This window comes from Streptomyces sp. NPDC085460, from assembly GCF_044541975.1.
In the GTDB taxonomy this organism is placed as follows: domain Bacteria; phylum Actinomycetota; class Actinomycetes; order Streptomycetales; family Streptomycetaceae; genus Streptomyces.
This window is the reverse complement of the sequence record NZ_JBITTO010000006.1, coordinates 167060-183801: the sequence shown is the minus strand read 5'-3', so window position 1 is coordinate 183801 and position 16742 is coordinate 167060. Positions and strand designations below refer to the sequence as shown.

The 16742-nt window shown below is 72.2% G+C and carries 14 protein-coding genes and 1 tRNA gene; 1 reads left to right on the top strand and 14 read right to left on the bottom strand.

All coding sequences use genetic code 11. The features are described 5' to 3' along the window. Positions 1 to 29 precede the first annotated feature (29 nt). The 11 genes from prmC to ACIGHB_RS17185 form a co-directional block, all read right to left on the bottom strand. The gene (gene prmC / locus ACIGHB_RS17235; protein WP_360318440.1) at positions 30 to 875 is read right to left on the bottom strand and encodes a peptide chain release factor N(5)-glutamine methyltransferase; all 846 of its coding nucleotides are present in this window, start codon (positions 873 to 875) and stop codon (positions 30 to 32) included. 55 nt (positions 876 to 930) lie between these two features. Then, complete coding sequence (gene prfA / locus ACIGHB_RS17230) at positions 931 to 2007, bottom strand: peptide chain release factor 1 (RefSeq protein WP_360318438.1); 1077 nt, start codon at positions 2005 to 2007, stop codon at positions 931 to 933. Between the two features lie 97 nt (positions 2008 to 2104). Then, positions 2105 to 2329: a 50S ribosomal protein L31 gene (rpmE, locus tag ACIGHB_RS17225; RefSeq protein ID WP_030761597.1), complete on the bottom strand. Its 225-nt coding sequence runs from the start codon at positions 2327 to 2329 to the stop codon at positions 2105 to 2107. Between the two features lie 159 nt (positions 2330 to 2488). Beyond that, complete coding sequence (locus ACIGHB_RS17220) at positions 2489 to 3586, bottom strand: LCP family protein (protein WP_360318435.1); 1098 nt, start codon at positions 3584 to 3586, stop codon at positions 2489 to 2491. A gap of 233 nt (positions 3587 to 3819) precedes the next feature. Then, positions 3820 to 5847 (bottom strand): transcription termination factor Rho, encoded by a 2028-nt coding sequence (gene rho / locus ACIGHB_RS17215; protein ID WP_399913894.1) that lies wholly within the window; start codon positions 5845 to 5847, stop codon positions 3820 to 3822. A gap of 428 nt (positions 5848 to 6275) precedes the next feature. Beyond that, positions 6276 to 7193, bottom strand: coding sequence for a homoserine kinase (gene thrB / locus ACIGHB_RS17210; RefSeq protein WP_360318431.1), 918 nt, complete (start codon positions 7191 to 7193; stop codon positions 6276 to 6278). Positions 7194 to 7513: 320 nt separating this feature from the next. Further along, positions 7514 to 8584 (bottom strand): threonine synthase, encoded by a 1071-nt coding sequence (gene thrC, locus ACIGHB_RS17205; protein ID WP_360318429.1) that lies wholly within the window; start codon positions 8582 to 8584, stop codon positions 7514 to 7516. A gap of 6 nt (positions 8585 to 8590) precedes the next feature. Then, positions 8591 to 9880 carry a homoserine dehydrogenase gene (locus ACIGHB_RS17200; protein WP_360318480.1) on the bottom strand — a complete coding sequence of 430 codons (1290 nt, stop codon included), beginning with the start codon at positions 9878 to 9880 and terminating at the stop codon, positions 8591 to 8593. A gap of 140 nt (positions 9881 to 10020) precedes the next feature. Beyond that, positions 10021 to 11412 (bottom strand): diaminopimelate decarboxylase, encoded by a 1392-nt coding sequence (gene lysA / locus ACIGHB_RS17195; RefSeq protein ID WP_360318427.1) that lies wholly within the window; start codon positions 11410 to 11412, stop codon positions 10021 to 10023. 15 nt (positions 11413 to 11427) lie between these two features. Further along, positions 11428 to 12390 (bottom strand): ArgS-related anticodon-binding protein NrtL, encoded by a 963-nt coding sequence (gene nrtL / locus ACIGHB_RS17190; RefSeq protein ID WP_399913889.1) that lies wholly within the window; start codon positions 12388 to 12390, stop codon positions 11428 to 11430. A gap of 386 nt (positions 12391 to 12776) precedes the next feature. Beyond that, a complete protein-coding gene (locus ACIGHB_RS17185) occupies positions 12777 to 13247 on the bottom strand; it encodes a response regulator (RefSeq protein ID WP_399913886.1) in 471 nt (156 codons plus the stop codon). Between the two features lie 158 nt (positions 13248 to 13405). Here ACIGHB_RS17185 and ACIGHB_RS17180 point away from each other — a divergent pair. Beyond that, positions 13406 to 13477: transfer RNA gene (locus ACIGHB_RS17180), tRNA-Arg, on the top strand. A gap of 79 nt (positions 13478 to 13556) precedes the next feature. On the opposite strand, the gene ACIGHB_RS17175 is transcribed toward ACIGHB_RS17180, so the two are convergent. From ACIGHB_RS17175 to ACIGHB_RS17165, 3 genes are all read right to left on the bottom strand, one after another. Beyond that, positions 13557 to 14537: an MASE1 domain-containing protein gene (locus ACIGHB_RS17175; RefSeq protein WP_399913883.1), complete on the bottom strand. Its 981-nt coding sequence runs from the start codon at positions 14535 to 14537 to the stop codon at positions 13557 to 13559. Between the two features lie 206 nt (positions 14538 to 14743). Next, complete coding sequence (locus ACIGHB_RS17170; protein ID WP_360318418.1) at positions 14744 to 15589, bottom strand: PP2C family protein-serine/threonine phosphatase; 846 nt, start codon at positions 15587 to 15589, stop codon at positions 14744 to 14746. Positions 15590 to 15694: 105 nt separating this feature from the next. Further along, on the bottom strand, positions 15695 to 16726 hold the full coding sequence (locus ACIGHB_RS17165; protein ID WP_360318416.1) for a Ku protein: 1032 nt from the start codon (positions 16724 to 16726) through the stop codon (positions 15695 to 15697). Positions 16727 to 16742 lie beyond the last annotated feature (16 nt).

Below are 16742 nucleotides of genomic sequence, written 5' to 3'. Positions count from 1 at the left end.
CTCCTCCTCGGTGGTGGTGCGGTGCCGGCTCATGGCATCGCCTTGCGGGCGGTCGCGAAGCGCGGCCGGTTGTTCAGGTCGGGGTGGTCGGCGGCGTCCGCCCAGCCGGCCTCCTCGTTGAAGATCCACGGCACCTGGCCGCCCTGGGTGTCGGCGTGCTCGATGACGACGAGGCCGCCGGGGCGGAGCAGGCGGTGGGCGGTGCGCTCGATGCCGCGGATGGTGTCGAGGCCGTCCTCGCCGGAGAAGAGCGCCATCTCGGGGTCGTGGTCGCGGGCCTCGGGGGCGACGTACTCCCACTCGGTGAGGGGGATGTACGGCGGGTTGGAGATGACCAGGTCGACCTGGCCGTTCAGCTCCGGGAGCGCGGTGAGCGCGTCGCCCTGGTGGACGGTGACGCGGGAGCCCTCGGCGTTCCTCCGGGTCCAGACGAGCGCGTCGTCGGAGAGCTCGACGGCGTGGACGCGCGAGCGGGGCACCTCCTGGGCCATCGCGAGGGCGATGGCGCCGGAGCCGGTGCAGAGGTCGACGATGAGCGGCTCGACGACGTCCATCGCGCGGACGGCGTCTATGGCCCAGCCGACCACGGACTCGGTCTCCGGGCGGGGCACGAAGACGCCGGGGCCGACCTGGAGCTCCAGGTAGCGGAAGAACGCCCGGCCGGTGATGTGCTGGAGCGGTTCGCGCGCCTCGCGGCGGGCGATGGCCTCCCAGTAGCGGGCGTCGAAGTCGGCGTCCTTGACGTTGTGCAGCTCCCCCCGCTTGACGCCGTGCACGAACGCGGCGAGCTCCTCGGCGTCGAAACGCGGTGAGGGAACGCCGGCGTCGGCCAGCCGCTGGGTGGCCTGGGCCACCTCGGCGAGCAGCAGGTTCACGCGGTCCTCCGTGGTGCGGGGTGGGGCTTGCAGGGGGCCGTGCCCGGGGGGTGGATCAGGTCGCGGCGAGCTTCGCCGCCGAGTCGGCGTCGACGCATGCCTGGATGACGGCGTCGAGCTCGCCGTCGAGGACCTGGTCGAGGTTGTACGCCTTGAAGCCGACGCGGTGGTCGGAGAGGCGGTTCTCCGGGAAGTTGTACGTGCGGATCTTCTCGGAGCGGTCGACCGTGCGGACCTGGCTGCGGCGGGCGTCGGCGGCCTCCGCCTCGGCCTTCTCCTGGGCGGCGGCAAGGAGCCGGGAGCGCAGGATGCGCATGGCCTGCTCCTTGTTCTGGAGCTGGCTCTTCTCGTTCTGGCAGGAGGCGACGATGCCGGTCGGCAGGTGGGTGATGCGGACGGCGGAGTCGGTGGTGTTGACCGACTGGCCGCCGGGGCCCGACGAGCGGTAGACGTCGATGCGCAGGTCGTTGGCGTGGATCTCGACGTCGACCTCCTCGGCCTCCGGGGTGACCAGCACGCCGGCGGCGGAGGTGTGGATGCGGCCCTGCGACTCGGTGGCGGGCACGCGCTGCACGCGGTGGACGCCGCCCTCGTACTTGAGGCGGGCCCAGACGCCCTGGCCGGGCTCGGTGGCGCCCTGGCCGCCCTTGGTCTTCACGGCGACCTGGACGTCCTTGTAGCCGCCGAGCTCGGACTCGGTGGCGTCGATGATCTCGGTCTTCCAGCCGACGCGCTCGGCGTAGCGGAGGTACATGCGGAGCAGGTCCCCGGCGAAGAGGGCGGACTCGTCGCCGCCGGCGCCGGCCTTGATCTCCAGGATGACGTCCTTGTCGTCGCTGGGGTCGCGCGGGATCAGCAGGAGGCGGAGCTTCTCGGTGAGCTCCTCGCGCTGCTTCTCCAGCTCCTTGACCTCGGCGGCGAAGTCGGGGTCGTCGTGCGCGAACTCGCGCGCGGTCTCGATGTCGTCCCCGGTCTGCTTCCAGGAGCGGTAGGTGCCGACGATCGGGGTCAGCTCGGCGTAGCGCTTGTTCAGCTTGCGCGCGTTGGCCTGGTCGGCGTGGACCGACGGGTCGGCGAGCTTCTTCTCGAGGTCGGCGTGCTCGCCGACCAGTTCCTCGACCGCCTCGAACATCTTCGGGCTCCTGGTTTCGTCAGTTGCTACGGGGACGCCAAAGCGCCGGTCCCGGCCGCCCCGCGCAGGGGCGGCCGATGACCGGCGCGGGGGCTCGCTACTTCTTGGCGGAGCCGGCGGCCTTGCCGAAGCGGGCCTCGAAGCGGGCGACGCGGCCACCCGTGTCGAGGATCTTCTGCTTGCCCGTGTAGAACGGGTGGCACTCGGAGCAGACCTCGGCACGGATGGTGCCCTCGGTGAGGGTGCTACGGGTGGTGAACGACGCGCCACAGGTGCAGCTGACCTGGGTCTCGACGTACTCGGGGTGGATCTCGCGCTTCAAGGGTGTCTCCTAGTTCCGGGAGGGCGCCGGGTCGTCGCCGCGGGTTGCGGCGGACGTGAACCGGGGCCGACGTACCAGTCTGCCAGGACCGGCCGCATCTCCCCAAACCGGGGTGGGGCCGCCGGTATTCCCCGGAGGGGTCCGCTCGGTCCGCGACGCCTAGCGGACGACGCCCTCGGCCTTGCCGGTGGCGGTGTCCTCGGTGGCCGCGGCGGGGATCGGCAGGTCGCGCTCCAGGGCCTTCCAGACCTGCTGGGCCTTGGCGTCGACCGGGACGACCCGGTTGGGGTCCAGGGGGTCGTACTGGACGGGGAGGGTCACCATGTGGACCTTGTCGGCGGAGATGCCGGTGAGGCCCTGGGCGAAGCCCATCAGCTCCTGGACGGAGTCGAGCTCGGAGTCCGGGGTGATGGCCTTGGTGGCGGCGTCCGCGAGGTCGAGGAGCTTCTTGGGGTTGGTCCCCGCGCCGACGTCCTTGAGCTGCTCGATGAACGCCTTCATGAACGCCTGCTGGAGCTGGATGCGGCCGAGGTCGCTGCCGTCGCCGACGCTCTTGCGGGTGCGGACGAGGGCGAGGGACTGCTCGCCGTCGAGGGTGTGGGTGCCGGGCTCCAGGTCGAGGTGGCTCTTGGAGTCCTTGATGGCCTGTGTGGTGGTGATCTCCACGCCGCCGAGGGTGTCGATGAGCTTCTTGAAGCCGGTGAAGTCGACCTCGATGTAGTGGTCCATGCGGATGCCGGACATGGCCTCGACGGTCTTGACGGCGCAGGCGGGGCCGCCGACCTCGTACGCGGTGTTGAACATGGCGCGGCTGTCGCCGGGGACCTCGGCGCCCTGGGCGCCGGCGCACGCGGGGCGGTCGACGAGGGTGTCGCGCGGGATGGAGACGACGCTGGCCTTCTTGTGGCCCTCGTAGACGTGCAGGACCATCGCGGTGTCCGAGCGGGCGCCGCCCTCGTCCTTGCCGTAGGCGCCGTTGTCGCCGGAGCGGGAGTCGGAGCCGAGGACGAGGATGTCCATGGAGCCGTTGTCGACGTTCTTGGGGCGGTCGGTGCCCAGCTGGGCGTTGATGTCGACGCCCTGGATGTTGCCGTCGAGCTTGAGGTACACGTAGCCGAGTCCGGCGCCGGCCAGGACGAGCACGGCGGTGGCGCCGGACACGGCTATGCCGATCCGGCGGCGTCGTTTGGCGGGCGGTTTGCGGCGGCGTCCGGTGGCGCCTCCGCGTGCGCGCCCACTCTGGTTCTGCTCGGTCATCGTCTTCCCTCGGGCCTATGGTTCACCTGATGTGACGGCGAAGCACCCGAAAGGGTTGCATACGGACCTGTGAGGTTCCGGTGAGCGAGCTGTCGACAACGCACCGTGCCCACCGCTCGGGGAGCGATGGGCACGGTGTTTGCGCAGGTCACGAACTGGTTACGACCCTGAGGTCACCGTTCGTGGGGGGACCCGCGGTGTGACGCGAGTCTCCTCGACGAGCTCGGTCGAGCTCAGTCGTTGTTGCCGCCCGGCGTCGTCTTCTGGATCTGGAGCAGGAACTCGCCGTTCGACTTCGTCTGCTTGAGCTTGTCCAGGAGCAGCTCGATGGCCTGCTGCTGGTCGAGCGCGTGCAGCACGCGGCGGAGCTTCCAGGTGATGGCGAGCTCGTCGCTGCCGAGGAGGATCTCCTCCTTGCGGGTGCCCGAGGCGTCGACGTCGACGGCCGGGAAGATCCGCTTGTCGGCGAGCTTCCGGTCGAGCTTGAGCTCCATGTTGCCGGTGCCCTTGAACTCCTCGAAGATCACCTCGTCCATGCGCGAGCCGGTGTCGACCAGCGCGGTGGCCAGGATGGTCAGCGAGCCGCCGTCCTCGATGTTGCGCGCGGCACCGAAGAAGCGCTTCGGCGGGTAGAGCGCGGTCGAGTCGACACCACCGGACAGGATGCGGCCGGAGGCGGGCGCCGCGAGGTTGTACGCGCGGCCCAGACGGGTGATGGAGTCCAGCAGGACGACCACGTCGTGACCCAGCTCGACGAGACGCTTGGCGCGCTCGATGGCCAGCTCGGCGACGGTGGTGTGGTCCTCGGCCGGGCGGTCGAAGGTCGAGGAGATGACCTCGCCCTTCACCGACCGCTGCATGTCGGTGACCTCTTCCGGACGCTCGTCGACCAGGACGACCATCAGGTGGCACTCGGGGTTGTTGTGGGTGATCGCGTTGGCGATCGCCTGCATGATCATGGTCTTGCCGGTCTTCGGCGGGGCCACGATCAGACCGCGCTGGCCCTTGCCGATCGGCGACACGAGGTCGATGATCCGCGTGGTCAGCACGCCCGGGTCGGACTCCAGACGGAGCCGGTCCTGGGGGTACAGCGGCGTCAGCTTGTTGAACTCGGGGCGGCCGCGGCCGGAGTCCGGCGCCATGCCGTTGGTCGAGTCGAGGCGGACCAGCGCGTTGAACTTCTCGCGGCGCTCGCCCTCCTTCGGCTGGCGGACCGCGCCGGTGAGGTGGTCGCCCTTGCGCAGGCCGCTCTTGCGGACCTGGGCGAGGGAGACGTACACGTCGTTCGGACCGGGCAGGTAGCCGGAGGTCCGGATGAACGCGTAGTTGTCGAGGATGTCGAGGATGCCCGCGACGGGGATCAGGACGTCGTCGTCGGAGACCTGCGGCTCGCCGGCGGCGAACTCGTCGCGCCCGCGACGGCCGCGGCGGTCGCGGTAGCGGCCGCGACGGCCCCGGCGGCCGCCCTCGAAGTCGTCGTCGTCGTCCTGCGGGGCGCCGCCCTGCGGACGCTGGCCCTGGCTCTGGCCCTGCTGGCCCTGGCCCTGGCCCTGGCGCTGCTGGTCCTTGCGCTGGCCGCCGCCCTGCTGCTGGTCGTCGCCCTTGCCGCGCTCGCGCTGGCGGTCGCGGCGGTCCCGGCGGTCCCGGCGGGTGCGGCCCTCGGCGGTGTCCGCCGCGGCCTCGGCCTTGTCGCCCTGCGACTCGGCCTTGGTCTCGGTGCGCGCCTCGGTACGGGCCTCGGTCTTGACGGCCTGCGGGGCCTCGGCGCCGTCCGGCGAACCGGCGGGGGCCGTGGCGCGGCGGCGGCGGCGCTCGCCGGCCGGCTGCTCCTCGCCCTGCTCGGCGGCGGGCGACTTCGACGGCTGGCCCGGGATGTCGATCTGCTGCTGGGCGGGGGCCTGCTCGGCCTTCTCCGCCTTCGGCTCGGCGGCCTCGGCGGTCTCGCCCGTACGGGCCTTGGAGGTGGCGCGGCGCTTCGGCTTGGCCTCGGCGGCGGCCTCGGCCTTGGCGGGGGCGGCGGAGCCCCCTCCCGCCTGCGCCTCCTTGATGACCTCGATCAGCTGGCTCTTGCGCATCCGCGCGGTGCCCCTGATGCCGAGGCCGGACGCGACCTGCTGCAGCTCGGCCAGGACCATGCCCTCGAGGCCGGTGCCGGAGCGGCGGCGCCGTGTGGTGCCGCCACTGGCAGCACCTGCGGCGGGCGCGGCGGCGTCGACGGTGCCGTCGGCAGTCACGCCCATCAGATCGGTGGTGTCGCTCACGAAGGGTCCTTCCCTGGAGCGGACGTCGGCCCTGTGGCTCGGCGACCGGTTGTGCTGTCCGGCAGCGGTCCTGGTTGGCGGACCGTGTCCGGGGCGGTGGTCCCGCCGGGATGCGGCGAGAGGAGAAAACGTGCTGTGGGTCCGGCCCGAGCGCCCCCTGCTCGGCCCTCGCACGGAAAGAGCGAGGGGTGTCGTGCCGGTTCCGGAGCGTGCTCGAAACTGCTCAGGCAGGCTGCTCAGGCAGTTGGGGAGGCTCCCGGAAGAATGGGTGGTCCCTGAGGGGACACTCCGCACCGCTCCACAAAGAGGTCGGGTGCAGACTTGAGGTTAACACTACCGGCTCCAACAAACATTCCCCCTCTCACTCACCGGCAATCGCGTGTTCAGGACGCTGCCCGGCGTCCCGTACGGCGTCCGCCGCCGCGCCGTCAGGGCGCCAGCGGCAGCACGCTCGCTCCCGGCGCGTCGAGGTCGAGCCGGTTGGCGGCCCACCCCTCGCCCGCGAGCAGGGCGACCTTGTCGGCCGTCCCGTTGTCGGCCAGCGCGAGGACCGTGGGGCCCGCGCCGGAGATGACCGCGGGCACGCCGTCCGCCCGCAGCCGGTTCACAAGTGCGATGCTCTCCGGCATCGCGGGGGCCCGGTACTCCTGGTGCAGCCGGTCCTCGGTGGCCGCGAGCAGCAGCTCGGGGCGGCGGGTCAGGGCCTCGACGAGGAGGGCGGCGCGACCGGCGTTGGCGGCGGCGTCCACGTGCGGGACGGTGCGGGGCAGCAGGCCCCGGGCGGTCTCCGTCAGGACCGGCTTCCCGGGCACGAAAACCACCGGAACGATGGAATCCGAGGGATCCATCCTGATCGCCCGCGCGGCGCCGGCCTCGGTCCACGCGAGGGTGAAGCCGCCGAGCAGACAGGCGGCGACGTTGTCGGGGTGGCCCTCGATCTCGGTGGCCAGCTCAAGGAGGGCGGCCTCGTCGAGCTTGGCGTCCCCGCCTATGGTCACGGCGCGGGCGGCGACGATGCCGGCGCAGATGGCGGCCGACGAGGAGCCGAGGCCGCGGCCGTGCGGGATGCGGTTGGCGCACACGACCTCCAGGCCGCGCGGCTGCCCGCCGAGCAGGTCGAAGGCCGTGCGCAGGGAACGTACGAGCAGGTGGCTCTCGTCGCGCGGGAGCGTCTCGGCGCCCTCTCCGGCGATGTCGACGTGCAGCCCGGAGTCGGCGACCCGGACGACGACGTCGTCGTAGAGCCCCAGCGACAGGCCGAAGGCGTCGAAGCCCGGGCCGAGGTTGGCGCTGGTGGCGGGGACGCGCACCCGTACGGCGGCGGCGCGGAACGCGGGACCGGCCATCGCTCGATGACTCTCCTTGACTGCGGCAACGGGGTGTTCAAGAGAAGTGCTGGGAACCCGGGGGGCCGTTTCGGCCGTTCGGCCGCGAAGGGGCGACAACGGCAACGACACCGCGCATATGCGCCGGGGCGGGTTCGGTACAGCCTATCGAAGGAAGGTTCTGTGGCGACATAGGGCGCACGGGAGGCGCACGATGCGTGTCGCGCGCCAACCTGTGCGCCTATGTACGTTCCTGATCGGGTTTCGACCAGGCGCCTGACCCGGCCGGGGGAGTTTCCGCTCGTTCCCGAGCATCCGCTCCCCCGTTCGGGGCATCGGGATCAGGCCAGTCCGAGCCGCTCCGCGGCGGTCGCGGCGTCCACCGGGACGGTGACGGGCTGCGGGGCGCCGGCGACGGCCCAGTCGGGGTCCTTCAGGCCGTTCCCGGTGACGGTGCAGACGATCCGCTGGCCCGGGTCGACCTTGCCCTGCTCCGCGGCCTTCAGCAGACCGGCGACAGAGGCGGCCGAGGCGGGCTCCACGAAGACGCCCTCCTGCGCGGCCAACAGACGGTAGGCGCGCAGGATCTCACGGTCCGTCACCTCGTCGATGAAGCCGCCCGACTCGTCGCGCGCGGCGATCGCGTACTGCCAGGAGGCCGGGTTGCCGATGCGGATCGCGGTGGCGATGGTCGACGGGTCCTTGACGACCTCGCCGCGCACCAGCGGGGCCGAACCGGACGCCTGGAAGCCCCACATGCGGGGCTTGCGGGCCGCCATGCCGTCGGCGGCGTACTCGGTGTAGCCCTTCCAGTAGGCCGTGATGTTGCCGGCGTTGCCGACGGGCAGCACGTGGATGTCGGGGGCGTCGCCGAGCATGTCCACGATCTCGAACGCGGCGGTCTTCTGGCCCTCGATGCGGACCGGGTTGACCGAATTGACCAGCGCCACCGGGTAGTTCTCGGAGAGCGAGCGGGCCAGCGTCAGGCAGTCGTCGAAGTTGCCGTCCACCTGGAGGATCTTCGCGCCGTGCACGAGGGCCTGGCCCATCTTGCCGAGCGCGATCTTGCCCTGCGGCACCAGGACGGCGGAGACCATCCCGGCCCGCACCGCGTAGGCGGCCGCGGAGGCGGAGGTGTTGCCCGTGGAGGCGCAGATGACCGCCTTGGCGCCCTCCTCCTTGGCCCGGGTGATGGCCATGGTCATGCCCCGGTCCTTGAAGGAGCCGGTGGGGTTGGCGCCCTCGACCTTGAGGTGCACCTCGCAGCCCGTGCGCTCGGACAGGACCTGAGCGGGAACGAGCGGCGTACCGCCCTCACGGAGCGTGACGACCGGCGTCGTGTCCGTGACCGGAAGGCGGTCCCGGTACTCCTCGATGATGCCGCGCCACTGGTGGGTGCCCTGGTTGGTCATGGGTCCTTACTCCCCTTCAACACGCATGATGCTGGCGACACCGCGGACGGTGTCGAGCTTGCGCAGCGCTTCGACGGTCCCGGAGAGGGCTGCGTCGGCCGCGCGGTGGGTGACGACGACGAGGCTGGCCTCGCCGTCCTTGCCCTGCTGTCGGACGGTGTCGATCGACACCCCGTGCTCGGCGAAGACCGTCGCGACCTGGGCGAGGACGCCCGGCTTGTCGGCCACGTCGAGACTGATGTGGTACCGCGTCACCACGTCGCCCATGGGGCTCACGGGCAGCTGGGTGTACGCGGACTCGCCGGGGCCCGTCGCCTCGTTGAGACGGTTGCGGCAGACGGCGACGACGTCGCCGAGAACGGCCGAGGCGGTCGGCGAGCCGCCCGCCCCGGGGCCGTAGAACATGAGCCGGCCGGCGGCCTCCGCCTCGACGAAGACCGCGTTGTACGCCTCGCGCACGGAGGCCAGCGGGTGGCTGAGCGGGATCATCGCCGGGTGCACGCGCGCGGTGACGGACTCGCCGTCGGCGGCCCGCTCGCAGATCGCGAGCAGCTTGATGGTGCAGCCCATCTGCCGGGCGGAGGCGAAGTCGGCGGCGGTGACCTCGGTCATGCCCTCGCGGTAGACGTCGTCCAGACGCACGCGCGTGTGGAAGGCGATCCCGGCGAGGATGGCGGCCTTGGCGGCGGCGTCGAAGCCCTCCACGTCGGCGGTCGGGTCGGCCTCGGCGTACCCGAGCGCGGTCGCCTCGTCCAGGGCCTCCTGGTAGCCGGCGCCGGTCGAGTCCATCTTGTCGAGGATGAAGTTCGTGGTGCCGTTGACGATGCCCATCACGCGGTTGATCTTGTCGCCGGCGAGGGACTCGCGCAGCGGGCGGATCAGCGGGATGGCGCCGGCGACGGCGGCCTCGAAGTAGAGGTCCCGCCCGTGCTCCTCGGCGGCGGCGTACAGGGTCGTGCCGTCCTGGGCGAGCAGCGCCTTGTTGGCGGAGACCACGGAGGCGCCGTGCTCGAAGGCCGTGGTGATGAGGGCGCGGGCCGGCTCGATCCCGCCGATGACCTCGACGACGACGTCGATGTCCCCGCGTTTGACCAGGGCGGTCGCGTCGGTGGTGATCAGCGCGGGGTCGATGCCGCCGCGGACCTTGTCGGGCCGGCGGACGGCCACGCCGGCGAGCTCGATCGGCGCGCCGATGCGCGCGGCGAGGTCGTCGGCGTGCGTCGTCATGATGCGCGCCACCTCGGAGCCGACAACTCCACAGCCCAGCAGCGCCACCTTCAGCGGACGCGTACGCATCATCCGACCCTCGTTTCTCGTACTTCTGATTCGTATCTCTACGGTTCTGGCGGGGATGGGGACAAGTCTCACTCACCGGACGGCGGATTCAGCCCTCCGTCCGGATCCTGAGACATCGATTCCATCACTCGACTATTTCATCAGCCGACGTCGAGACGCAGGAGATCTTCCTCCGTCTCGCGCCGGACGATGACCCTTGCTTCGCCGTCCCGGACCGCCACCACGGGCGGCCGGAGGGCGTGGTTGTAGTTGCTCGCCATGGAGCGGCAGTAGGCGCCGGTGGCGGGCACGGCGATCAGGTCGCCGGGCGCCAGGTCGGCGGGGAGGAAGGCGTCGCGCACGACGATGTCGCCGCTCTCGCAGTGCTTGCCGACGACCCGGGAGAGCATCGGCTCGGCGTCGCTGACGCGGGAGACGAGGCTGACGCTGTACTCGGCGTCGTAGAGGGCGGTGCGGATGTTGTCCGACATGCCGCCGTCCACGCTGACGTACGTGCGCAGCCCGTCGAGCGGCTTGATCGTGCCGACGCGGTAGAGCGTGAAGGCGGTCGGGCCGACGATGGCGCGGCCGGGCTCGACGGAGATCCGGGGGGTCCGCAGCCCGGCCGCCTCGCACTCCCGCGTCACGATCTCGCCGAGCGCCTTGGCGATCTCGTGCGGCTCGCGCGGGTCGTCCGCGGAGGTGTACGCGATGCCGAGGCCGCCGCCGAGGTCGATCTCGGGCAGTTCGACGCCGTGCTCGTCGCGGACCTCGGCGAGGAGCTGGACGACGCGGCGGGCGGAGACCTCGAAGCCGGCCATGTCGAAGATCTGGGAGCCGATGTGCGAGTGGATGCCGATGAGCTCCAGGCCGTCGAGCTTCAGCGCCCGGCGCACGGCCTCGGCGGCCTGTCCGCCGGCGAGGGCGATGCCGAACTTCTGGTCCTCGTGGGCGGTGGCGATGAACTCGTGGGTGTGCGCCTCGACGCCGACGGTGACGCGGATCTGGACGCGCTGCCGCTTGCCGAGCGACTGGGCGATGTGGGCGACCCGGACGATCTCCTGGAAGGAGTCGAGGACGATCCGCCCGACGCCGGCCTCGACGGCCCGCAGGATCTCCTCCTCGCTCTTGTTGTTGCCGTGGAAGGCGATCCGCTCGGCGGGCATTCCGGCGGAGAGGGCGGTGGCGAGCTCGCCGCCGGAGCAGACGTCGAGGTTGAGCCCCTCCTCGTGCAGCCAGCGGACGATCGCGCGGGAGAGGAACGCCTTGCCGGCGTAGAAGACGTCGGCGTCCGCGCCGAAGGCGTCGGCCCAGGCGCGGCAGCGGGTCCGGAAGTCGGTCTCGTCGAGGAAGTAGGCGGGGGTGCCGAACTCCTCGGCGAGGTCGGTGACGCGGAGTCCGCCGACGGTCGCGACGCCCTGCTCGTCCCGGTCCACGGTCCGCGCCCACACCTTGGGGTCGAGCGTGTTCAGGTCGGCGGGCGGCGCTGTGTAGTGACCCTCGGGAAGGACGTCGGCGTGGCGGGGGCCTGCGGGGTGGGCGGAACGGCTCATGTCTGGTCTGCTCTTTCAGATCCGGTCGGGTGCGCTGATGCCGAGCACGGAGAGGCCGCCGGCGAGCACCGTCCCGGCGGCTTCGGCGAGCGCGAGCCGGGAGCGGTGGGCGACCGAGGGTTTCTCGTCGCCGAGCGGCAGAACGGTGTGCTGGAAGCCGAGCAGCGCGTCGGCGACGGCTTCGAGGTGCCGCGCGACCCGGTCGGGGGCGCGGTGGCGGGCGGCGGCGAGGAGGACGTCGGGGTGGTCGCGGAGCAGCGCGGCGAGCGGGCCGGCCGCGGCGGTGTCGTCCGCGGGGTGGACGCCGAGCTGCGCTCCGTTGGCGAGGAGCCGCCGGGCGCGGGAGTGGGCGTACTGGACGCGGAACAGCGCGTTGCGTTCGTGCCGTACGAGGAGCGGGGGCCCGTCGAGGGGCCGGTCGTGGGGCGCGGCCCGCAGCAGCCGCCAGCGGGCGGCGTCGGTCCCGAGCCGGGCGGTCTCGTCGGTGCCGGGGTGGACGTACGGCCGCTCGCCGCCGGCCTCGAAGGACACGTCGGCGCCCTGGCCGCGCAGCAGCCCGGTGAGGCAGCCGACGACGACGGTGGCGCGGGCCTCGGCGGGGGGCTCGAACCGGACGCTCCGCCCGGCGAGCGCGTCGCCCTGCCCGTAGGAGAGCCCGGCGGCGCGGACGGCCCGGACGAGTGCGGCGCCACTCTCGGGCCGCAGGGTGAAGTTCAGGAAGCCGGGCCCGGTGATGTCCACGGAGAGGATCCCGGCGGTGCCGTCGAGACGCGCCTTCAGTTCGGTGGCGACGTCGAGCGCGGGCCGCCCGGCGGGCCGCGCGAGGGAGAGGGCGACGCTGCTGGCGTACTCCCCCACCCCGCCGGGCCCGGCCTTCTCGACCTTGACGCGCGGCGGGACGTCAACCCGGAGCGCACCGTCGTCGACCGCGCGGCGCACGGCGTGCTGCACGGTGAGGGAGAGGTCCGCGGGGGTCACGCTCCCAGCCTAGGGGAGGAGGGGGGTCGGAACGCGAACCGGTTTCGCCATCCGGGCACCGACCCGGAAACCGGGGAGGAGGGGTGGGGCCGACGGGGTGACGGCGGCTACCGGGCGACGGTGCGGGGGCGGGGCGGGGCCGGCGGGAGGGCGGCGGGCGGCCGGTGCGGGGCCGGTACGCGGTCGGCGGGAGGGCGGTGCGGGGCCGGTGCGGGGCGACACGGGGCCGGCGGGCGGCCGGTGCGGGGCCGGCACGGGGCGGTACGGGGCCGGAGGCGGTACGAAGCCGGTGCGAGGTCGGCGTGAGGCCGGTACGGGCCGGCGTGGAGCAGGTACGAAGTCAGCGCGGGCCGGCGGGGCCGGCGGGGTCGGCTTCCCGCGCCCGCTCACCACCCGGGGCACACGCTCCCGGCGGCCGGTCTTCCCGGGGTCCCGTCCCCTGCGGACGGCTCCTCTCCCGCGTCGGGTCCCCCGGCCTGGCGCCGCTGCCGGGGCTCCCGGTGCAGCAGCTGCCGGACGACCCGTACGAGCTCCGCCGGCTCGAAGGGCTTGGCGAGGAAGGCGTCCGCCGCCGGGGCGGCCTCGCCCTCGCCGCAGGCACTGATGATGGCCACGGGCAGGTGCCGGGTCCGAGGGTCCTCCCGCAGCCGCTGGGCGGTCTGGATGCCGTCGAGCCGTGGCATGACGACGTCGAGGGTGACGACGTCGGGCTGGACGCGGTGCACCACGTCCAGACACTCGGCACCGTCGGCCGCGGTCACGACCTCGAACCCCTCGAGTTCGAGATTGACCCTGATCAACTGCCGGATGACCTTGTTGTCGTCGACAACGAGCACCCGCCCGGACATGCCTGACACGTGAACGAGAGTAGGCCGCGGGGAGGGGCTGCGTCCGGGTTTTGCCCACTTCCGACCCACGCGGGCGAACTCCCCCTGGTGACGCCCCGGAAATACCTGTTCACAGGCACCCCGAGAGAGCTGGTAGGGTTCTACCCGTCGCCACAGAGCGCGACGAAGCCCCCGTAGCTCAGGGGATAGAGCAACGGCCTCCGGAGCCGTGTGCGCAGGTTCGAATCCTGCCGGGGGCACTTCGCAAGAAGTGCCGAACAGACCCCGTGATCAGCGGAAACGCCGATCGCGGGGTTTCTTCGTGTTGCGGGTGGGCGGTCAGGCGGGTGGGGGGCGGGATTCGCCGGCGGTGAGGTGTTCCAGGACTTCCAGGAGTTCTTCGCATGCCTGTTCCACGGAGCGGCGGGTGTTGAGCTGCTCGGTGATCACGGCGGAGAGCAGCAGGGCCGTGAGGGCCATGGTGCCGTTGAAGGTCTGGAGTTTGATCATGACTTCGATCTGGGTCAGGCCGGCGAAGGGGCCGGTCTGGTCGGTGGCGGCGACGGTGGCCATGACCGAGGCGTAGAGGGCGCAGAGCGTGCTGCCGGCGAGCTGGAAGCTGAGGGCCGCCCAGATGAGGAGGGGGTAGACGAGGTAGAGGAGGCTCATGCGGCCCTGGGTGGCGATCGAGACGGCCACGAGGGTGACGGCCGTGAGGACCGCGACCTCCTTCCAGCGCCCCAGGCGGAAGGGGGGCCGGACGTCCTTCAGGAGGAGCAGGACCGGGGTGACGATCAGGACGCCCATGGCGTCGCCCACCCACCAGGCCAGCCAGACGGCCCAGAAGTCGTCGGTCGGGAGGCGGTCGGTGAGGACGAGGACGCCGACGCCGGTGGTCGCGCTGATCGTCATGGCCGTGAACGCGCCGAGGAAGACCAGGGCCAGGCCGTCGCGGAGCCGGTCCAGGCGGGTGCTGAAGCCGGCCCTGCGCAGCAGGAGGCAGGCGAAGACCGGTGCGGCGGTGTTGCCGAAGATGTTGACCAGGGCCAGGGGGCGGAGCGTGGCGATCGACGCGATGACGAGGAGGGCGCCCAGGGCGACACCTCCCCAGACGCGGAGTCCCAGGATCAGGAAGGCCGCGAGGGCGACGCCCGTGGGCGGCCAGATCGGGGTGTAGATCGCGCCTTCGACGACGAGCTGCCGGGTGAGTCCCAGCCGGCCGGCGGCGAAGTAGGCCGCGGCGACCGCGAGGCTCTGGACGGCCACCAGGGCCGCCCGGCGGCGCGGATCGAGCTCCTTGGCAGTCGGCACATCAGCCATCAGACAACGCCCCGGGCCCGGCGGCGAGGGGAGAGGCCGTTCCGTCCCGCCCCTCGGGTGAAACCCTGTCGGGAGGGGTGACATTCACGGTGAGGTTCACGGTGACGTTCAAGGGGTCCCGGTGGGTCCGTCGGGGTCCGGGTGGATGCCCTCGGGGTACGGGGCGATGCCGTCGGCGTACGGGGCGCTGCCGTCGGCCGTGGGCGTCACGGTCCCGGACGCGCCGGAGGGGCGCCTCGTTCGTCGTGGCCCACGACCAGGACCGCCGCGTCGTCCTCCTGGCCCACGCGTTCGGCGCCCCTGATCACGGCGGCGGCGACGGAGTCCGGCGACAGGCCGGCGACGGCGGCGACCCCGGCGAGCCGGACGGCCTGGTCGAGGCCCTCGTCGACGGGGAGCGAGGGGCCTTCCACGACGCCGTCCGTGAGCAGGACGAAGACGCCGCCCTGGGTGAGGCGGTAGCGGGTGACGGGGTACTCGGCGCCCGGCAGGATGCCCAGGGGCGGCCCCCCGGCATCCTGGGACGTCCCGGACCTGCCGTCGGCCGTCGCCCAGACGAAGGGGAGGTGGCCGGCCCGCGCGCTCTCCAGGATGCCGCTGGCGGGGTCGAGGCGCATGAACGTGCAGGTGGCGAAGAGGGTGCCGCCGAGGGAGAGCAGGAGGTCGTTGGTGCGGGCGAGCAGTTCGCCGGGTTCGCCGCCGACCGACGCGAGGGCGCGCAGGGCGACCCGTATCTGTCCCATGAGCGCCGCGGCCTCGATGTTGTGGCCCTGGACGTCTCCGATGGAGAGCCCGAGGCGGCCGTCGGGCAGGATGAACGCGTCGTACCAGTCGCCGCCGACGTTGAGGCCGGTGCAGGCCGGGGCGTACGCGACGGCCAGTCGGAAGCCGGGCACCTGGGGGAGCTCCGAGGGCAGCATGTCGCGCTGGAGGGCGAGCGCCAGCTCGACCTGGGAACGCTGCAGCTCCGCGTGGCGGCGCGCCTGGGCGGTCAGCGAGCCCAGGCGGGCGAGCAGCTCGTCGCCGTCGCCCGAGTGGTGCTTGTGGGACATCGCTCGCGACCTCAAGGTGGACACGTCACCTGAATGGGGGCATTCCTCGCTTTTACACCGTAGTGCATGAAACGTTTCCGCGGCGGCTGGGGGCCGGGACCGCGGTCAGGCGGTGCGCTTGCGGGGGGTGCTCTTCCGGGCGGTCTCGGCCTGCTTCTTGGCGGGTTGTTTCTTGGCGGACTGTTTCTTCGCGGCCTGCTTCCCGGCCGTCGTCTTCTTGGCCGTCGTCGCCTTCTTCGCCGCCGTCTTCTTCGCGGCCGGCTCCTTCGCCGCGGTCTCCTTCGCCGCCGCCTTCTTCGCCGCGGTCTTCCGCGCCGGGCGGCTCTTGATGTCGGTGACCTCCGCCGGTTCGCCGCGGGCCTCCTTCGCCTCGCGGACGCTCTTCTCCAGGGCCGCCATCAGGTCGATCACCTGGCCGCCGCCGCCTTCCTCGCCGGGCTCAGGAGGAGCCACGCCCTCGCCGCCCGCCGCCTTCGCCGCGATCATCTCCTCGACCGCTTCGCGGTAGTCGTCGTGGAGGGAGGTGATGTCGACCTCGCCGAGGGTGGCCATCAGGGCGTCCGCCAGGTCGAGCTCCGCCTCGCGGACCGACACCGGGGTCTCCGGGGCGACGCCCTCCGGGGCGCGGATCTCGTCGGGCCAGAGCAGGCCGTGCATGGCGATGACGTCGTCGACGACCCGGAGCATGCCGAGGCGCTCGCGGCCCCGCAGGGCGTACTTCGCCACGGCCACCTTCTCGCTGCGCTTCAGGGCCTCGCGCAGGAGGGTGTACGGCTTGGCGGCGGGGACGCCGTTGGCGGAGAGGTAGTACGCGGCGTCCATCTGGAGCGGGTCGATGTCGCCCGCCGGGACGAAGGCGACGATCTCGATGGTCTTGGCCGTGGGCAGCGGCAGCGCGGCCAGGTCCTCGTCGGTGATCGGGATCATGGTCCCGTCGGCGTCCTCGTACGCCTTGCCGATCTCGGCCTGTCCGACCTCCTCGCCGTCCAGCTCGCAGACCTTCCGGTAGCGGATCCGGCCGCCGTCCTCGACGTGGATCTGGCGGAAGGAGACGGACCGGCTCTCGGTGGCGTTCACCAGCTTGATCGGGATGCTGACCAGGCCGAAGGATATGGCGCCGTTCCAGATGGATCGCACGTCTCATCTCCTTCGT